This is a genomic window from Priestia sp. D3YE.R1, from assembly GCF_049199565.1.
Classification (GTDB): domain Bacteria; phylum Bacillota; class Bacilli; order Bacillales; family Bacillaceae_H; genus Priestia; species Priestia aryabhattai.
Window position 1 is genome coordinate 1,473,185 of the sequence record NZ_JBLTHW010000001.1, and the last position, 14,524, is coordinate 1,487,708.

Annotated in this window: 20 protein-coding genes; 16 read left to right on the forward strand and 4 right to left on the reverse strand. The window is 39.3% G+C overall.

What is annotated here, in order from left to right; translation table 11 throughout:
- The first annotated feature begins 147 nt into the window (after positions 1-147).
- Both ACOZIR_RS07755 and ACOZIR_RS07760 read left to right on the forward strand, forming a co-directional pair.
- Positions 148-1,542, forward strand: a complete 1,395-nt coding sequence (locus tag ACOZIR_RS07755) for an NCS1 family transporter (protein WP_045290712.1) — start codon at positions 148-150, stop codon at positions 1,540-1,542.
- A 203-nt stretch (positions 1,543-1,745) separates the two neighbouring features.
- A complete protein-coding gene (locus ACOZIR_RS07760; protein ID WP_169746651.1) occupies positions 1,746-1,895 on the forward strand; it encodes a hypothetical protein in 150 nt (49 codons plus the stop codon).
- Between the two features lie 76 nt (positions 1,896-1,971).
- Here the strand turns inward: ACOZIR_RS07760 and bglA are convergent, their stop codons facing one another.
- Positions 1,972-3,411, reverse strand: coding sequence for a 6-phospho-beta-glucosidase BglA (gene bglA / locus ACOZIR_RS07765; protein WP_045290711.1), 1,440 nt, complete (start codon positions 3,409-3,411; stop codon positions 1,972-1,974).
- Between the two features lie 13 nt (positions 3,412-3,424).
- A complete protein-coding gene (locus ACOZIR_RS07770) occupies positions 3,425-5,308 on the reverse strand; it encodes a beta-glucoside-specific PTS transporter subunit IIABC (RefSeq protein ID WP_045290710.1) in 1,884 nt (627 codons plus the stop codon).
- 168 nt (positions 5,309-5,476) lie between these two features.
- Between ACOZIR_RS07770 and ACOZIR_RS07775 the strand changes: the two genes are divergently transcribed.
- The 3 genes from ACOZIR_RS07775 to ACOZIR_RS07785 all read left to right on the forward strand — a co-directional run bounded on the left by ACOZIR_RS07775 (position 5,477) and on the right by ACOZIR_RS07785 (position 7,053).
- Positions 5,477-6,187, forward strand: coding sequence for a GntR family transcriptional regulator (locus tag ACOZIR_RS07775; RefSeq protein WP_045290709.1), 711 nt, complete (start codon positions 5,477-5,479; stop codon positions 6,185-6,187).
- Between the two features lie 168 nt (positions 6,188-6,355).
- A complete protein-coding gene (locus tag ACOZIR_RS07780) occupies positions 6,356-6,538 on the forward strand; it encodes a hypothetical protein (RefSeq protein ID WP_237758407.1) in 183 nt (60 codons plus the stop codon).
- Between the two features lie 23 nt (positions 6,539-6,561).
- A complete protein-coding gene (locus ACOZIR_RS07785) occupies positions 6,562-7,053 on the forward strand; it encodes a GNAT family N-acetyltransferase (RefSeq protein WP_045290707.1) in 492 nt (163 codons plus the stop codon).
- A 31-nt stretch (positions 7,054-7,084) separates the two neighbouring features.
- Here the strand turns inward: ACOZIR_RS07785 and ACOZIR_RS07790 are convergent, their stop codons facing one another.
- Positions 7,085-7,978, reverse strand: coding sequence for a DMT family transporter (locus ACOZIR_RS07790; RefSeq protein WP_045290704.1), 894 nt, complete (start codon positions 7,976-7,978; stop codon positions 7,085-7,087).
- 114 nt (positions 7,979-8,092) lie between these two features.
- Between ACOZIR_RS07790 and ACOZIR_RS07795 the strand changes: the two genes are divergently transcribed.
- The 3 genes from ACOZIR_RS07795 (at position 8,093) to ACOZIR_RS07805 (ending at position 10,552) form a co-directional block, all read left to right on the forward strand.
- Positions 8,093-8,965, forward strand: a complete 873-nt coding sequence (locus ACOZIR_RS07795) for a LysR family transcriptional regulator (RefSeq protein WP_045290700.1) — start codon at positions 8,093-8,095, stop codon at positions 8,963-8,965.
- Between the two features lie 130 nt (positions 8,966-9,095).
- Entirely contained in the window at positions 9,096-9,875 is a 780-nt protein-coding gene (gene fabI, locus ACOZIR_RS07800; protein ID WP_014459159.1) for an enoyl-ACP reductase FabI, read from the forward strand.
- A gap of 149 nt (positions 9,876-10,024) precedes the next feature.
- Entirely contained in the window at positions 10,025-10,552 is a 528-nt protein-coding gene (locus tag ACOZIR_RS07805; RefSeq protein WP_045290697.1) for a hypothetical protein, read from the forward strand.
- Positions 10,553-10,659: 107 nt separating this feature from the next.
- Here the strand turns inward: ACOZIR_RS07805 and ACOZIR_RS07810 are convergent, their stop codons facing one another.
- The gene (locus ACOZIR_RS07810) at positions 10,660-10,854 is read right to left on the reverse strand and encodes a hypothetical protein (protein ID WP_310877986.1); all 195 of its coding nucleotides are present in this window, start codon (positions 10,852-10,854) and stop codon (positions 10,660-10,662) included.
- A 180-nt stretch (positions 10,855-11,034) separates the two neighbouring features.
- Here ACOZIR_RS07810 and ACOZIR_RS07815 point away from each other — a divergent pair, with 180 nt between their 5' ends.
- The 8 genes from ACOZIR_RS07815 to ACOZIR_RS07850 all read left to right on the forward strand — a co-directional run bounded on the left by ACOZIR_RS07815 (position 11,035) and on the right by ACOZIR_RS07850 (position 14,465).
- A complete protein-coding gene (locus ACOZIR_RS07815) occupies positions 11,035-11,352 on the forward strand; it encodes a hypothetical protein (RefSeq protein ID WP_045290693.1) in 318 nt (105 codons plus the stop codon).
- Positions 11,353-11,696: 344 nt separating this feature from the next.
- Positions 11,697-12,056 (forward strand): hypothetical protein, encoded by a 360-nt coding sequence (locus ACOZIR_RS07820; RefSeq protein ID WP_045290691.1) that lies wholly within the window; start codon positions 11,697-11,699, stop codon positions 12,054-12,056.
- Positions 12,046-12,306 (forward strand): metal-sensitive transcriptional regulator, encoded by a 261-nt coding sequence (locus ACOZIR_RS07825; protein ID WP_045290690.1) that lies wholly within the window; start codon positions 12,046-12,048, stop codon positions 12,304-12,306. The genes ACOZIR_RS07820 and ACOZIR_RS07825 overlap by 11 nt, the downstream gene beginning before the upstream one ends.
- Positions 12,307-12,398: 92 nt before the next feature.
- On the forward strand, positions 12,399-12,626 hold the full coding sequence (locus ACOZIR_RS07830; protein WP_045290688.1) for a sulfurtransferase TusA family protein: 228 nt from the start codon (positions 12,399-12,401) through the stop codon (positions 12,624-12,626).
- 46 nt (positions 12,627-12,672) lie between these two features.
- Positions 12,673-13,155, forward strand: coding sequence for a DsrE/DsrF/DrsH-like family protein (locus ACOZIR_RS07835; protein WP_045290686.1), 483 nt, complete (start codon positions 12,673-12,675; stop codon positions 13,153-13,155).
- A 27-nt stretch (positions 13,156-13,182) separates the two neighbouring features.
- Positions 13,183-13,539 (forward strand): rhodanese-like domain-containing protein, encoded by a 357-nt coding sequence (locus ACOZIR_RS07840; protein WP_045290684.1) that lies wholly within the window; start codon positions 13,183-13,185, stop codon positions 13,537-13,539.
- 22 nt (positions 13,540-13,561) lie between these two features.
- Complete coding sequence (locus ACOZIR_RS07845) at positions 13,562-13,858, forward strand: rhodanese-like domain-containing protein (protein WP_045290683.1); 297 nt, start codon at positions 13,562-13,564, stop codon at positions 13,856-13,858.
- Between the two features lie 55 nt (positions 13,859-13,913).
- Entirely contained in the window at positions 13,914-14,465 is a 552-nt protein-coding gene (locus ACOZIR_RS07850) for a sulfurtransferase TusA family protein (protein WP_045290682.1), read from the forward strand.
- The last annotated feature ends 59 nt before the right edge of the window (positions 14,466-14,524 follow it).

Below are 14,524 nucleotides of genomic sequence, written 5' to 3' on the forward strand. Positions count from 1 at the left end.
AATCGCACAAAATAATATCAGAAAATTCACATAAATAATGATGAACTTGCGTTAAAATTCGTATACACTATGTACATGTTAAGTTAACTAACATTAGATGTCATGTTTGAAAGTAAAAACATCATAAAAAAAGGAGTTGAATGTATAGTGTCTACAAACGCAACAAGTTCCGTTATAGAAGAGGTGTATGCTTATCAAGATAGTGGTCTTGATCCGTCACTAAAGCCAAAAGCGGAAAGTGATCGAAAGCTAACTCCGATATCTTATATGTTTATGTGGATTGGAGACGGCGTTAATTTAGGAAATATGACGCTTGGAGCGAGCTTAGTAGTAGCAGGTACTGCGGTATTAAATCTTTTTCAAACGTTTGTGGCAGCGATTATTGCCATTGGTATTATTTCTACTTTTTTTGTATTAAACGACCGAATTGGCTATAAGACGGGCATACCGTATGTGATGCAGCTTCGAATGTCTTTTGGAATAAAAGGATGCGTTATCTCGTCTCTTTTACGAGGCATTCCAGCGATCGTTTGGTATGGTTTCCAAAGCTGGACAGGCGGTACGGCTTTAAACGAAATTGGGAAAATTGTGAGCAAAGGGTCTTTTGACAATCTTGTTCTTTGCTTCATTATCATTCAGCTGCTGCAAATTGTGCTTTCGCTGTACAGCTTCCACGCGGTTAAATGGGTAGAGATGCTTGCGTCGATCATTATATTGCTTGGCCTTGTTTATGTATTTGGTGTTCTTTTAACTTCTCATAGTGAGGTAGTAGGAGAGAAGTGGGTACATACTAAAGGTTCATGGGGACTTCCGTTCTTTTCTTTTATTATGATGTTTATGGGTAATTATGCGGCGATTTTTCTAAGCGCAGCCGATTACTCTAGAGAACTGAAACCAGGAATTAGCGACAAAAAGCGCGGATTTTTATATTTTACACCGATTCTAATAGCCTACGGATTTGTTCTTACAATTGGTGCCATGCTTGCTTCTGCTACGGGGATTTCCAACCCTGTCAAAGCGTTCGCGGTTGTAGTGGATAATTCATATATCACCGTCGCTGTATCGGCTTTTATTGTGATTGGCGTTATTGCCGTAAACATGGTGGCGAATATTATTCCGCCTACGTATGTGATTACGCTGCTGACAAAAGCAAACTATAAAGTAGCGGTTACGATTACCGGACTGCTTGCTTTCTGTTCATTCCCTTGGGTGCTTGTTCAAGATTCGTCAGCTGCAGGTCTTGGGCTGTTCATTTTAATTTACTCTGCTTTTTTAGGGCCGATTGTTTCTATTTTACTAGTCGATTACTATATTTTACGAAAACAAAGAGTAAACGTAGAAGAATTGTATCAAGAAAAAGGGCCGTTCTCCGGCTACAATCCGTGCGCCATGCTTGCGATGCTCATCGGTGCAGGTGCTGCGTTTATCGAAGTTGATTTAGGCTGGATTATAGGAGTAGTAGTCGCAGGAATCTCTTATATTCTTTTGACGAAATTTACTTTTAAACATTCAAAATTTAAAAAAGGAACCATCTTTGAATAATAACCTTCCATCGATAAAAGCCTTTGCTTGCCACAAAGGCTTTTTGTTTGTCTTTCAGCACGTCAGATTAAATCTCTTTGTCTAGTTTCCTAAAAAGTGGGTAAAGTAAAGAAGAGTAAAAAGTTACTTCTATTATGAGTTGCTTTTAACAGGAGCGCATCTAATGTATCGCATCAATCATAGCTTAAAGGAGAGGGCAGAGTATGTATGAATTTAGAGTGTATACTCTTCGAGATGGAAGCGAAAAGATAATTAAAACGCTGAAACATGAATCGTTTGCTGATGAAATTCAACGAGCGGGAATTAAACAAACAGAAATTGCGCAAACACAGCTAGTAGATAGACCGAGATAAGAAATTTGCATTTATTCTTACACTAAAAAAGATGGGTTCCTGTGTCTTTACGCAGGAGCCCATCTTTTCTAATTTTTTATAGTTCTTCACCGTTTGTTTTAATTACATGTTTATACCAGTTAAAGGAATCTTTTTTATAGCGCTCCATCGATCCGTTTCCTTCGTTGTCACGGTCGACATAAATCATGCCGTATCGCTTTTTCATTTCGCCTGTTGTAAAGGAAACAATATCAATAATTCCCCACGGCGTGTAGCCCATTAAATCAACGCCATCGTACGTCACGGCTTTTTCTAACGCTTCGATGTGCGATTTTAAATATTCAATTCGCGATGCGTCATGAATAGAACCGTCTTCTTCAACCGTATCAATGGCGCCAAATCCGTTTTCTACAATGAATAGCGGAATTTGATAGCGGTCGTAGAAGCGATTTAACGTATAGCGCAAGCCCGTTGGATCAATCGACCAGCCCCAATCGCTTGATTTGATATAAGGGTTTGCTACGCCGTTTGGCAATCCGCCGTTTACGATATCGCCCGTGTTGTCAGCTTCAACGTCACTTTTAACAGTTGTTGACATGTAATAGCTGAAGCCTAAATAATCCACTTTTCCATTTCGTAAAATTTCTTCATCGCCTTCTTCAAACGGAATATGATAGCCTTCTCGTTCGAATTCTTTTAACGCATAGCTTGGGTAATAGCCGCGAACTTGAACGTCAGGGAAGAAGTAGCGCTGTCTCATTGTTTCTTCGGCTAACATCACATCTTCAGGATTTGAAGAATAAGGATAAATTGGCACGTGTGACACCATCGCTCCAATTTGGAAATTTGGATTGATTTCTTTTCCTTTTGATACGGCAAGAGCACTTGCTAAAAGTTCGTGATGTCCCGCTTGATACATCACTTCTTTTGCATTTTCACCAGGCTTTACAGAAACGCCTGAGTTCGTCCATAGAAAAAGAGGGTTGTTTACGTCCATTTTGTTGTTAATTTCATTAAACGTCATCCAGTACGTCACTTTGTCTTTATAGCGGTCGAAACAAACTTCAGCGAACTTCACAAAGCAATCTACCGTTTTTCGGCTTCTAAATCCGCCGTATTCTCGAGCTAAATGCAGGGGCATTTCAAAGTGAGACAGCGTAATAACCGGTTCAATTCCATGCTTTAACAGTTCATCAAATACATCGTCGTAGAATTTTAGTCCTTCTTCGTTTGGCTCAGCTTCATCGCCTTTAGGGAAAATACGGCTCCAGCCAATCGACGTACGCAAACATTTTAAGCCCATTTCTGCAAACAGTGCGATATCTTCTTTGTAGCGGTGATAAAAATCAATTGCTTCGTGATTTGGATAAAATTTATCTTCTTCCACTGTTTCAGTGATTTGTCGCGCTACACCGTGTGCACCAGCAGTCATAACGTCTACTACGCTTGGTCCTTTTCCGCCTTGGTTCCATCCACCTTCAAATTGATGAGCTGCTAATGCGCCGCCCCATAAAAAATTCTTTGGCATCTTTGTCATTGTTAGTTCCTCCTTATTTCACTACGGTAAATAATGTTTGATGTAGCCCGCTATTTTCAATATCTTCAACAATCACTTCTCGATAAGCGCTTGAATTGGTGATAATAACCGGCGTGATCGTTTGTAATCCCTGTGTTTCAATAAATTCTTTATCAAATTCAATCAGTAAATCGCCTTTTTTAAACTTTACACCGTCTTCCACATGCAGCGTAAACGGCTTGCCGTCTAACGTAACGGTATCTAATCCAATATGAACAAGTAATTCAACGCCGTATTCTGATCGAAGACCGATGGCGTGCTTTGTTGGTGCTACCATAACAACCGTTCCGTCAAAAGGTGCATAAAGCTTATTATCTGAAGGATCAATCGCTAATCCTTCTCCCATCGCACCTGAGCTGAATACTTCGTCCGGTACCCTAGAAAGAGGAATGACTTTTCCGCTAAACGGTGCGCTGATCGTTTCTTCATTTTCGTTCGGGTTGCTGACGGCTACTTCGTTTAAAGGAGCAGTAGCTGCTTCTTTTGCTGCATCTTCTCCGTAACCAAACACTTGAATAAGCACAACGGGAAGAATAATCGCAATGGCACATCCAATTAAAATTCCCCAAATCGACATCGGATAGTCTTGACTGATACCGTTTACAACAGTCAGCGGGCCCGGTAATCCTGCGTAAGCAAAGTAATAAGGGTGAAAGAAGCTTGCTACAACAGCACCAACAGCACCTGAAATGCATCCAAAGATAAACGGCTTTTTAAAACGTAAGTTCACGCCGTAAATGGCCGGTTCTGTAATACCAAATAGCCCTGTTATCCCGGCTGATACGCTCACTTTGCGTGCTTCTTGGCTTTTTGCTTTTAAAATAACCCCAAGTACCGCTCCAACTTGAGCCACTACGGCAATTGTTTGATACGCTTGAAATGAATCTCTGCCGTTTAAGTCAAAGTTAGCAAGTACCATCGGCGTAATTCCCCAGTGTACCCCGAAGATAACAACAATTTGCCAGAACCCTCCAATGATTGCTCCAGCTAAAGCAGGTACGTTTTCAGCTAAAAAGTTATAGCCGTGAGCGATTCCGTTAGCACCCATCGTAGTAACAGGACCAATAAGTAAAATTGTTACTGGAACCATAATTACCATACATAAAAATGGGACAAACAGCGGTCTAACGACTTCATGAATGCTCTTATTTAGGAACCTTTCAAGATAAGACAAAATCCATACTAAAAATAAAGGCGGTAAAACAGAAGAAGTATAGACCGTTTCCGATAGAGAAAGACCTAAAAACGTAATGCTGCTTCCGTCGGCAATTTTGGCTGCCATTTCTGCCCATGTTGGACTGACTAATGCGGCACAGCACGCCACTGCGATGTAGGTGTTGGTTTTAAAATGCTTGGATGCTGTAATGGCAATAAAAATAGGTAAAAAAACAAATGGTGCCCATGAAATGAAGCTTAATACTTGATACGTGCCTGTTTTTGCAAAGCTGCCAGAGACTAAATTAATTAAAATTAACGAGCCCTGCAAAATTCCTGCTGCTGCCAAGATGTATACAAACGGCGCAAACACAGCAGACATTGTAGCAATCACGCGATTTAAGATTGTCCCTTTATTTTCAGTTTGCTCCTCTGTGGTATCCAAGTTTACTAAACTAGCAAACTCTTCATAAACGTCTCCCACATGTTGCCCAATAACAACTTGAAACTGTCCGCTGTTTTCAACCACCGTAATGACACCTGGCATAGAAGACACCGTGCGTTTGGCTTCTGGCTTGGAACGTTTTAACACAATTCGCAGCCTCGTAGCGCAGCGTGTAGCGCTTACAATATTTTCTTCGCCGCCCACCGCATCTAAAATGTCTGCCGCAAGCTTGTGATAATCTCTAATTTTACCTCCCATACGTTTAACCCCCTTGTTGAGTATACGCTTTCAGTATAATTGTATCGATACAATTTATCAATACCCAAATAAAATAATAATCAATAAATAATTTAAGTTTAGGGTATGCAGTTAGATTATGGTATAATCGTGTTATTCTCGAGACAAATTTAGTGAAGAGGTATAGCTATGATCAAATACCAACAAATTGCAATTGAAATTGAAACCTATATTGAAGACCATAAGCTTCAGCAAGGAGATAAGCTGCCGGTATTAGAAACGCTGATGGCGCAATTCAAGGCGAGCAAAAGTACCGTAACAAAGGCCTTAGATCTGCTAGAGAAAAAAGGCGTTGTTTTTCAAGTGAGAGGAAGCGGCATTTTTGTCCGCCGCCATAAGCGAACAGGATATATCGGCTTGCTTTCTAACCAAGGATTTACAAGCGAACTAGAAGATTTTCATTTAACATCGGAAGTGATTGAGCTAGATGTACGAAAGCCGACGCAAGAAGCCGCGTTAAATTTAAACATAGCCGAAGGTAGCGACGCGTATTATGTCAAAAGAGTACGATATATCAACGGCCAGACGCTGTGTCTAGAAGAATCGTTTTATAATAAATCCATCGTTACATACTTAAATAACGAAATTGTGTCAGAGTCTATTTTTCATTACATTAAAGAAGGGCTTGGCTTAAAAATCGGGTTTTCTGATCTATATCTTCACGTCGGTAAGCTGAACGGAGAAGAAGCTACATACTTAGGATTAAAAGAAGGCGATCCTAAATTATTTATTGAAACGCTCTTTCACTTAGCGAACGGCCAGCCGTTTGACTTTTCAAAAGTAACGTATAACTACGAACAGTCTCAGTTCTTTTTACAAGCAACGAGTCACGTTTTATAAAAAAGTGTCCGTCTCTCAACTAGGCAGGACGAGAGGCAGGCACTTTTTTTCATTTCTTCAATAAAAATATGAAATAAGATAAAGATTGTAATAAATAGGAAATTCTTATACGATAAAATGGTTACAGGATTTATGGAGATAAGGGAAAGAGGTGCTAAGTTGAAAAAGATGCTGAGTTATCTTATTCCGATGCTTTTTATGTTTGGTTTGCTTTCTATGAATTTATTTCAGCCGACTAAAGGCGATTTTATCGCTGTAGGTGTAATATCGATTCTTGCAGGTACCGTAATTGGTTTTATAATGAACATAGGTCATGCAGTATTAAAAATAGTCAAAAGTAAGATGGAGTAAACTGATTAGAGGCGGTGGAGGTTTTGAGTGAAAGTATCATTATTCAGCCATATGCTAGCAAGTATCAACAGCAAGTAGTGGATTTAATTCTTCATATTCAGCAGCAAGAATACCAAATTCCAATAACGGAAAAAGATCAGCCTGATTTATTTAAAATCGAAAGCTTTTATCAACGGGGAAACGGAAACTTCTGGGTGGCTGTTTGCAACGAAAAAGTAGTAGGAAGCGTAGCTTTAATAGACATTGGCAGCCGTCAAGTAGCGCTGCGGAAAATGTTTGTAGCAAAGTCTTATAGAGGAGCAAGCGTCAAAACAGCTCACCGTTTATTGTATACAGCCATCGCGTGGGCCAAAGAGAAAGAAGTGGAAAGAATATACTTAGGAACCACCTTACAATATAGGGCTGCCCATCGATTTTATGAGAAAAATGGATTTCAAGCTATAGAGAAAGAAAAGCTGCCTGCGAATTTCCCGGTGATGAACGTAGATAAAAAGTTTTATACATATGGGGTATAAAATGAGCCACTAGATTCTTATCTAGCGGCTTTTACTTTGGCAATGTCTCTTGATAATGAACTCTTTTTTTCAATAGTAAATCGTCTAACTGAGCAATTAAAATCCCCGCGACTACAATAACAGAACCAATCAGTTCTTTAAGCGTAAACAGCTCGTGCAAAAAGAGAACGGCAAACAGCGAAGCAAAAATCGGCTCTGTTGCAAAAATAAGACCTGTGTGAGTAGGCGTTGTATAGCGCTGCGCAATAGCTTGACAAATGAATCCAAACGCGCTGCAAAGAACGCCAAGTCCTAAAATCGCAATCCATGATGATAAAGTAGCTGGAATGCTGGGGTGTTCAAATAAAAAGCTGCAAATCAGTGCAAATAATCCAGCAAAACCTAGCTGTAAAATGCCGAGAGCAATTGGATTTTCGTTTTTCGTAAACGTGCCGGTCAGCGTAATATGAATGGCATAACATAGCGCCGTTCCAATGCAAAGTACATCACCAGTATTCATATGAAAGGAGTGCTTTAAAGTTAAAACACCTATACCAGTTAGGGTAACGATAACTCCAAGTCCAATCGGCCAAGAAGGAAGCTTCTTTACTAGCAGGCAGTTGAGCAATGGAACAAAAATGACCGTTAAACTGACAAGAAATCCGGCATTTGAAGCAGACGTCATGCTGACGCCAAACGTGACAAATGAAAAAACTGAAAACAGTAAAAAGCCTAAAATAGCTGATGATAAAATTGTTTTGCGCGTGATATGTAGTAAAGGCTTATAGAAAAATAGTCCGGCAATCAAAAAAGCAATTAAACATCTAAGTGCAATGATAGTAAATGACCCGAGCGAACTCAGCCCCATTTTCATAAACACGTACGACATGCCCCAAAATACATTTACACCAACCATCATCATATTTGCTCGTGTGCGGTAACTCACGTTCAACCCTCCATTGTTTATGATGTACTCACAGTATACAAAGGAATTTGATATTAATAAAATGAATCTTTATAATGATGAACGTGAATTAAATTCATGTTAAGGCGGGAGAAAATGAGCTTAGTGAAATATGAAATTTTAAACAAAGTAGCGGAAGTGAGAAGCTTTACAAAAGCGGCAGATGCGCTGGCGCTCACGCAGTCAGCGGTCAGTCATGCCATTACAAATCTTGAAACAGAATTTGGATTTCCGCTTGTGAATCGAAACAGATCAGGCATTACCTTAACAACAGAAGGCGAAGCGATGCTTCTTGCTATTCGGAAAGTGCTCCAAGAAAATGAAAAAGTTCATCAAGAAGCAGCCAGTCTCTTAGGTCTTGCAAAAGGAACCATCAAAATCGGTATTTTTAAAAGCGTATCGACCAAGTGGCTCCCCGAAATTATTCAGCTGATGGAAAAAAACTACCCTGAGATTCAAATTCAGCTTAAAGAAGGCGATTACCTTGAAATTGAACAGTGGCTGCTGAGCGGAGAAATAGACTGCGGCTTTATCAATATTACGCATTCAAGTCAATTTCATATTATTTCTTTAAAAAAAGACCGGCTGCTGTGCGTGGTATCAAATCAAAGTGCTTTGTATCATCAAAAAACCGTTTCCTTTAAAGATTTAGAGAGAGAACCATTTATTATGCCTACGTACGGCGGATATCATGATATTAAGCAATTGTTTGAAGAACAGGGGGTTCAGCCTGAAATTCGCTTTGAATTAATGGATGAAAGTGCTATCCTATCGATGATTACGCATCACTTAGGCATTAGCATTTTACCTGAAATGCTTTTAGATGCTATACCACAAGAGCTGCGTGCCATTCCGTTTCAAGTGGACAGCTACCGTTCAATTGGTCTAGCTACTCGTTATCATCTCTCGCCTGCGGCTGAGAAATTTGCTGAAACAACACAGACATGGCTGCAGAATTCGGACAAATAAGAGGTCATTTATAGACCAAAATTGGTTAATTCATAAGACTCTTAGGAACTAAGCGCATCTTTGTGCTATAATAAAGCTATACAATTACCTATTAGTCATCATTGATGACTAATTTTTTTTGGAGGATAATATGGAAGATTTATTACAATTAAAGAACAAGAACATTGTGATTATGGGAGTTGCCAACGACAGAAGTATTGCTTGGGGTGTTGCAAAAGCCCTTCATCAAGTAGGAGCAAACTTAATTTTTACATACCGTAAAGAACGTTCACTAGGAAAGTTGAACAAGCTGTTAGAAAAAAACGAAATTCAAGCATCATTAATCGCAGAATGCGACGTAAACAGTGACGAAAGCATTGAAGCAGCGTTCAAAAAAATCGGAGAAGAGGCAGGCACAGTTCACGGAGTGATTCACTCTGTTGCGTTTGCTCATTCAGAAGATCTAAACGGCGAGTTTATTAATACATCAAGAAGCGGATATGCATTTGCTCAAGACACAAGCGCTTATTCATTTATCGCTGTAGCGAAAGCAGCAAAACCTCTTATGACAGAAGGCGGTTCTCTTGTAGCAATGAGCTATCTTGGTGCAGAACGTGCAGTTGAAGGCTATAACGTAATGGGCGTAGCGAAAGCAGCACTTGAGTCTTCAGTAAAATACTTAGCATTAGACTTAGGAAAAGACAATATCCGCGTAAATGCGATTTCAGCAGGCCCAATTCGTACGCTTGCAGCAAAAGGCATTTCTGACTTTAACCAAATTCTTCACAAAGTTGAAGAAAAAGCACCTCTTAAGCGTAATGTAACGCAAGCAGAAGTTGGCGACATGACGGTTGTGTTACTGAGCCATCTTTCACGCGGCGTAACAGGAGAAATCGTACACGTAGACGCTGGTTATAATATTGTAGGTTAATTCCAAAACACCTTCTCGAATGAGAAGGTGTTTTTTTGTGGGAAACTCAGAAATCTATCGTTTCCTCTAGTGAAAATTATGTGTTAAAGGACAAGCATCCAAGCATTTTTCCTGCGAATGAATAAAATAGAGAGACACATAAAGAAAGGATGATTACAATTAAAAAAGATGATAAATATTATGTAGAAAAGTCTCATTTTTCTAAGAAACATCATCATTGTTCTTCCAAACAAGGCAATACCAGAGACTCAGCGTTTCGTGCTCTTAACCTTGCAAATCAACCCATATCAGCAAACACTTCTGCAAAAGTTTCTTATCAGTTTAAACAATTTGATTTAGCAAATGAATACAATCCCGTTACGTCTGTTTTTCGTCCCAAAAAAGATGGCGTCTATTCCCTTGTTGCTACAATTGGATTTCTCCCTAATGATACGACTGTCGATTATCGAGCGCGCGTAGAAATTCGTGTCAATGGCACGGCGGTTATCGCGATTGATAACGATTTCTTTGGAGGAAACACTATATTTGTTAACGTGGTATCCGTTTCTACTATTTATAATTTAGAAAAAGGAGACCGAGTTGAAGTCTTCGCGGAAAGTAATGTTGACGGCACAATTGTCACAACAGAAAATGCATCGCATTTCGAAGCAGCAAGATTTCCATCTCCTTCCGAATAAAGAGCTACATGCATCTTTTGGTGTATAGAAGTCGAGAAAAACAAGTTTAATACAAGCAGGCAAAAGAAGCAGATTTCTTATAAGAAACCTGCTTCTTTTGCCTATATTTATTTAAACGTTTCTTTTAGATCTTTTTGAGTCTTTTTCATAGGAAGGTAAACAAGTACGTGTAAAGAAAGGCCAGTCACGGCAGTAATATTAGCAACAAGGCTAATCATAAGAAATACCCATTCTATACTTCCAGATAAGTTTGCGCTTCCGCTTATAAGAGAAGAGCTTACTCCTATAAGTAAGATGGCCATTAGCAAAGGCAAGTTTTTAACTAATTGAAATCCTCCTGGAAGTTTTATTTTAATATTACCACATAACAACAAGAGTGTTATTTAATTCATAATTAATCAAACGCCTATATTTTAAAATAGATAAGCTCTAAACCCCAACATGAACATATAATGTGGCAAAGGAAAAGGAGTTGACGAAATATGCATCAAGGACAGCAACATTACATTCCATGGGAACAATGGCATCACCAGCATCCTCAAGGCACGTGGAATCAATGGCATCAGCAACATCCTCATGTACCTTGGGAGCAGTGGCATAAACAGTATCCGCACGGCACATGGAATCAATGGCATCAACAACATCCATACACACCTTGGAATCAGTGGCATCAGCAGTATCCGCACGGTTCGTGGAATCAGTGGCATCAGCAAAATCCATATGTGCCATGGAATCAGTGGCACCAGCAGCATCCACACAGTTCGTGGAATCAATGGCATAATATTTATCATCAAAGCTAATCAGCTTTTTAACACAAAAGGTCCAGTTCCCAAGGAGAACTGGGCCTTTTGTGCGCAGATGGTGAATGGTGCAGTAAGCTTATTTTTTAGTAATTTATATGAGCCCAGGTGATGTATGAAAACGGAAAAGTCTGTTTGGTCTATAGGGGAGGGGGTACACACAATAAAGCAGATTAAAGAAAACATTCATGATTCCTAAGGTGTATAAAGTGGATTGGTTCGTATGAAAGGATCCATGTAAATAAGTAAAATTAAATATAATTTTCTCGCTTGACAATATACCTATAGGGGTATAATATAGAGCATGTAAACAACATCAAATTAATAGCAAGGCGGTGATTGTTATGCTCTATATAGCAGTGTTATTGCTTGCTATTTTATTTATTGCATACAGACGTTATTATCCCGTTAAAGGAATACAGTGCATACGGGAATCTGAAGCAAAAGAACGTGGGCGAACGGTTTTAGATATTCGCCATTATCATGAAGTTCGCGATTCTATTGGTACAGTTATTCCGTATGCGTATCTCAAACGCTTTTATTCAGAAATTCCACAGGGCAGCGTTCATCTGATTGCCGGAGATAGAGTGGAGTTAAATTTAGGCGAACGGTTTTTACGAAAAAAAGGTTTTGAAGTACCCAGCTATGAGTTAGCAGCGTGTAAAAGTAAAGGAAAGAAAGGGGTATTCGATTATGGAGTATAATCAACAAGTGAAAAATCGTCTGCGCCGAATTGAAGGGCAGCTAAAAGGCGTGCTTAGCATGATGGAACAAGGAAGAGACTGCCGAGACGTCGTGACTCAATTATCTGCTGCAAGAAGTGCCATTGATCGCACAATGGGAGTCATTGTAAGCAGCAATCTTGAACAGTGCGTCAGAGAAAGCCTGGAGCAAGGAGAGCCAACGGAAGGTTTAGTGAAAGAAGCTGTACAGCTGTTAGTGAAAAGTCGTTAATCATTGTCACCTTGTTTAAGGTCGACGAATATCATTATTTAGTATAATATACCCCTACAGGTATATGTATATAAAAAGGAGAGATAAATACGATGAAAATTGATCAAGTTTTAGATGCAAAAGGATTAGCTTGTCCAATGCCAATCGTCAAAACAAAAAAAGCAATGGATACTTTAACAACAGGTCAAGTATTAGAAGTGCAAACAACAGATAAAGGTGCTAAAAGTGATTTAACAGCTTGGACAAAATCAACAGGACACGAGCTTATTGATTTTAAAGAAGAAGGCAGTACATTTATCTTTTACATTCAAAAAGGCTAATTTTTTTGGAATTAAATATACCCCATAGGGTAATAGGAGGGACAACATGACTGAACAAAAGAAACGAACAACAATTGTATTATTTAGCGGTGATTATGACAAAGCGATGGCAGCTTATATTATTGCCAACGGAGCGGCTGCTTATGACCATGAAGTGACAATATTCCATACGTTTTGGGGATTGAATGCGCTTCGTAAAGAAGAAATGGTTCCGGTGAAAAAAGGATTTTTAGAAAAGATGTTTGGTAAAATGATGCCGCGCGGTGCGGATAAAATGGGCTTATCTAAAATGAACTTTGCAGGTATGGGACCTAAAATGATTAAAAATGTCATGAAAAAGCATAATGCCCTAACGCTGCCGCAGCTTATCGAAATGGCACAGGAACAAGATGTGAAGCTAGTGGCTTGTACGATGACGATGGATCTTCTAGGGTTACAGGAAAAAGAACTGCTAGATAATATTGATTATGCAGGCGTAGCGGCGTATTTAGCCGACGCAGAAGACGGAAACGTAAACTTATTCATCTAAAAGATAACTCATGAAGCGAGGGTCAATATGATTATCAATGCGCTTATTATCATATTTCTGTTGTGGTTTTTGTATCAGCGTTTTGCACCAGTAAAAGGTATTCAGCAAATAGCCACGACGGAGTTAAAAGCAAAGTTGAAAAATAAAAATAACCAGTTTATCGACGTGCGAACACCGCATGAATTTCGTACCAAACATATTAAAGGATTTCGAAACATTCCTTTATCAGAACTGCCAGCGCAAACAGGCCAGCTTTTAAAAGACAGAGAAGTAGTCGTTATTTGTCAAAGCGGAATGAGAAGTATGAAAGCAAGTAAACTGTTGAAAAAGCAAGGTTTTACATCCATCACCAACGTTAAAGGCGGCATGAATACGTGGAGATAAATCAAAAAGGAGGAGACGCAGCGTGAAGGCAATAGCAGCACAAGAAGTAGAACAATTAGTAAAAAAACAAGAACAAATTCACATTTTAGACGTGCGTGAAGTAGAGGAAGTAAAAACAGGTAAAATACCAAATGCGTTAAATATTCCGCTTCCTTTATTGGAATTCCGTATGCATGAGTTAGATAAAGCAAAGAATTATATTGTTGTCTGTCGTTCTGGTGGCAGAAGCGGTATGGCAGCTCGTTTTCTTGAGCAGCAAGGCTACAGTGTAACGAATATGAACGGCGGAATGATGGAGTGGAAAGGGGAAACGGTCTAATTTTTTTAGACAAAAATATACCCCTACCAGTATTTAAACCAAGGAGGAAAAAGAAATGATGCAAGCAAACTTCGTATTAGATGCAAAAGGGCTAGCGTGTCCAATGCCAATCGTAAGAACAAAGAAGAAAATGAATGAATTAGAAGCAGGTCAAGTACTAGAAATTCAAGCAACAGATAAAGGCTCTACGGCTGACTTACAAGCGTGGGCAAAAAGCACAGGCCATGAGTATTTAGGTACAGAGACAGCAGGTGACGTTCTGCACCACTTTCTTCGTAAAGGCGGCGCTGAAGAAAACGCAACGCCAATTCCTGAAATTTCATTAGAAGAATTTGCGAAAAAAGTAGAGAATGATGAACATCTTCATATTTTAGACGTTCGCGAAGTAGAAGAATACGATGAAGCTCATATTCCAGGCGTAGTTCATATTCCGCTTGGCGAAGTAGAAAAACGTTCGAATGAGCTAAATAAAGAGAATGAAATTTATATTATTTGCCACTCTGGAAGACGAAGTGAAATGGCAGGGCAAACGATGAAAAAGCAAGGATTTAAAAACGTAATTAACGTGGTTCCTGGTATGCGTGACTGGACAGGTAAAGTAGAATAACCAATCGATTATAATGGATTAAAAAATTTTGATATTTCATATACCTAAGGGGGTATTTT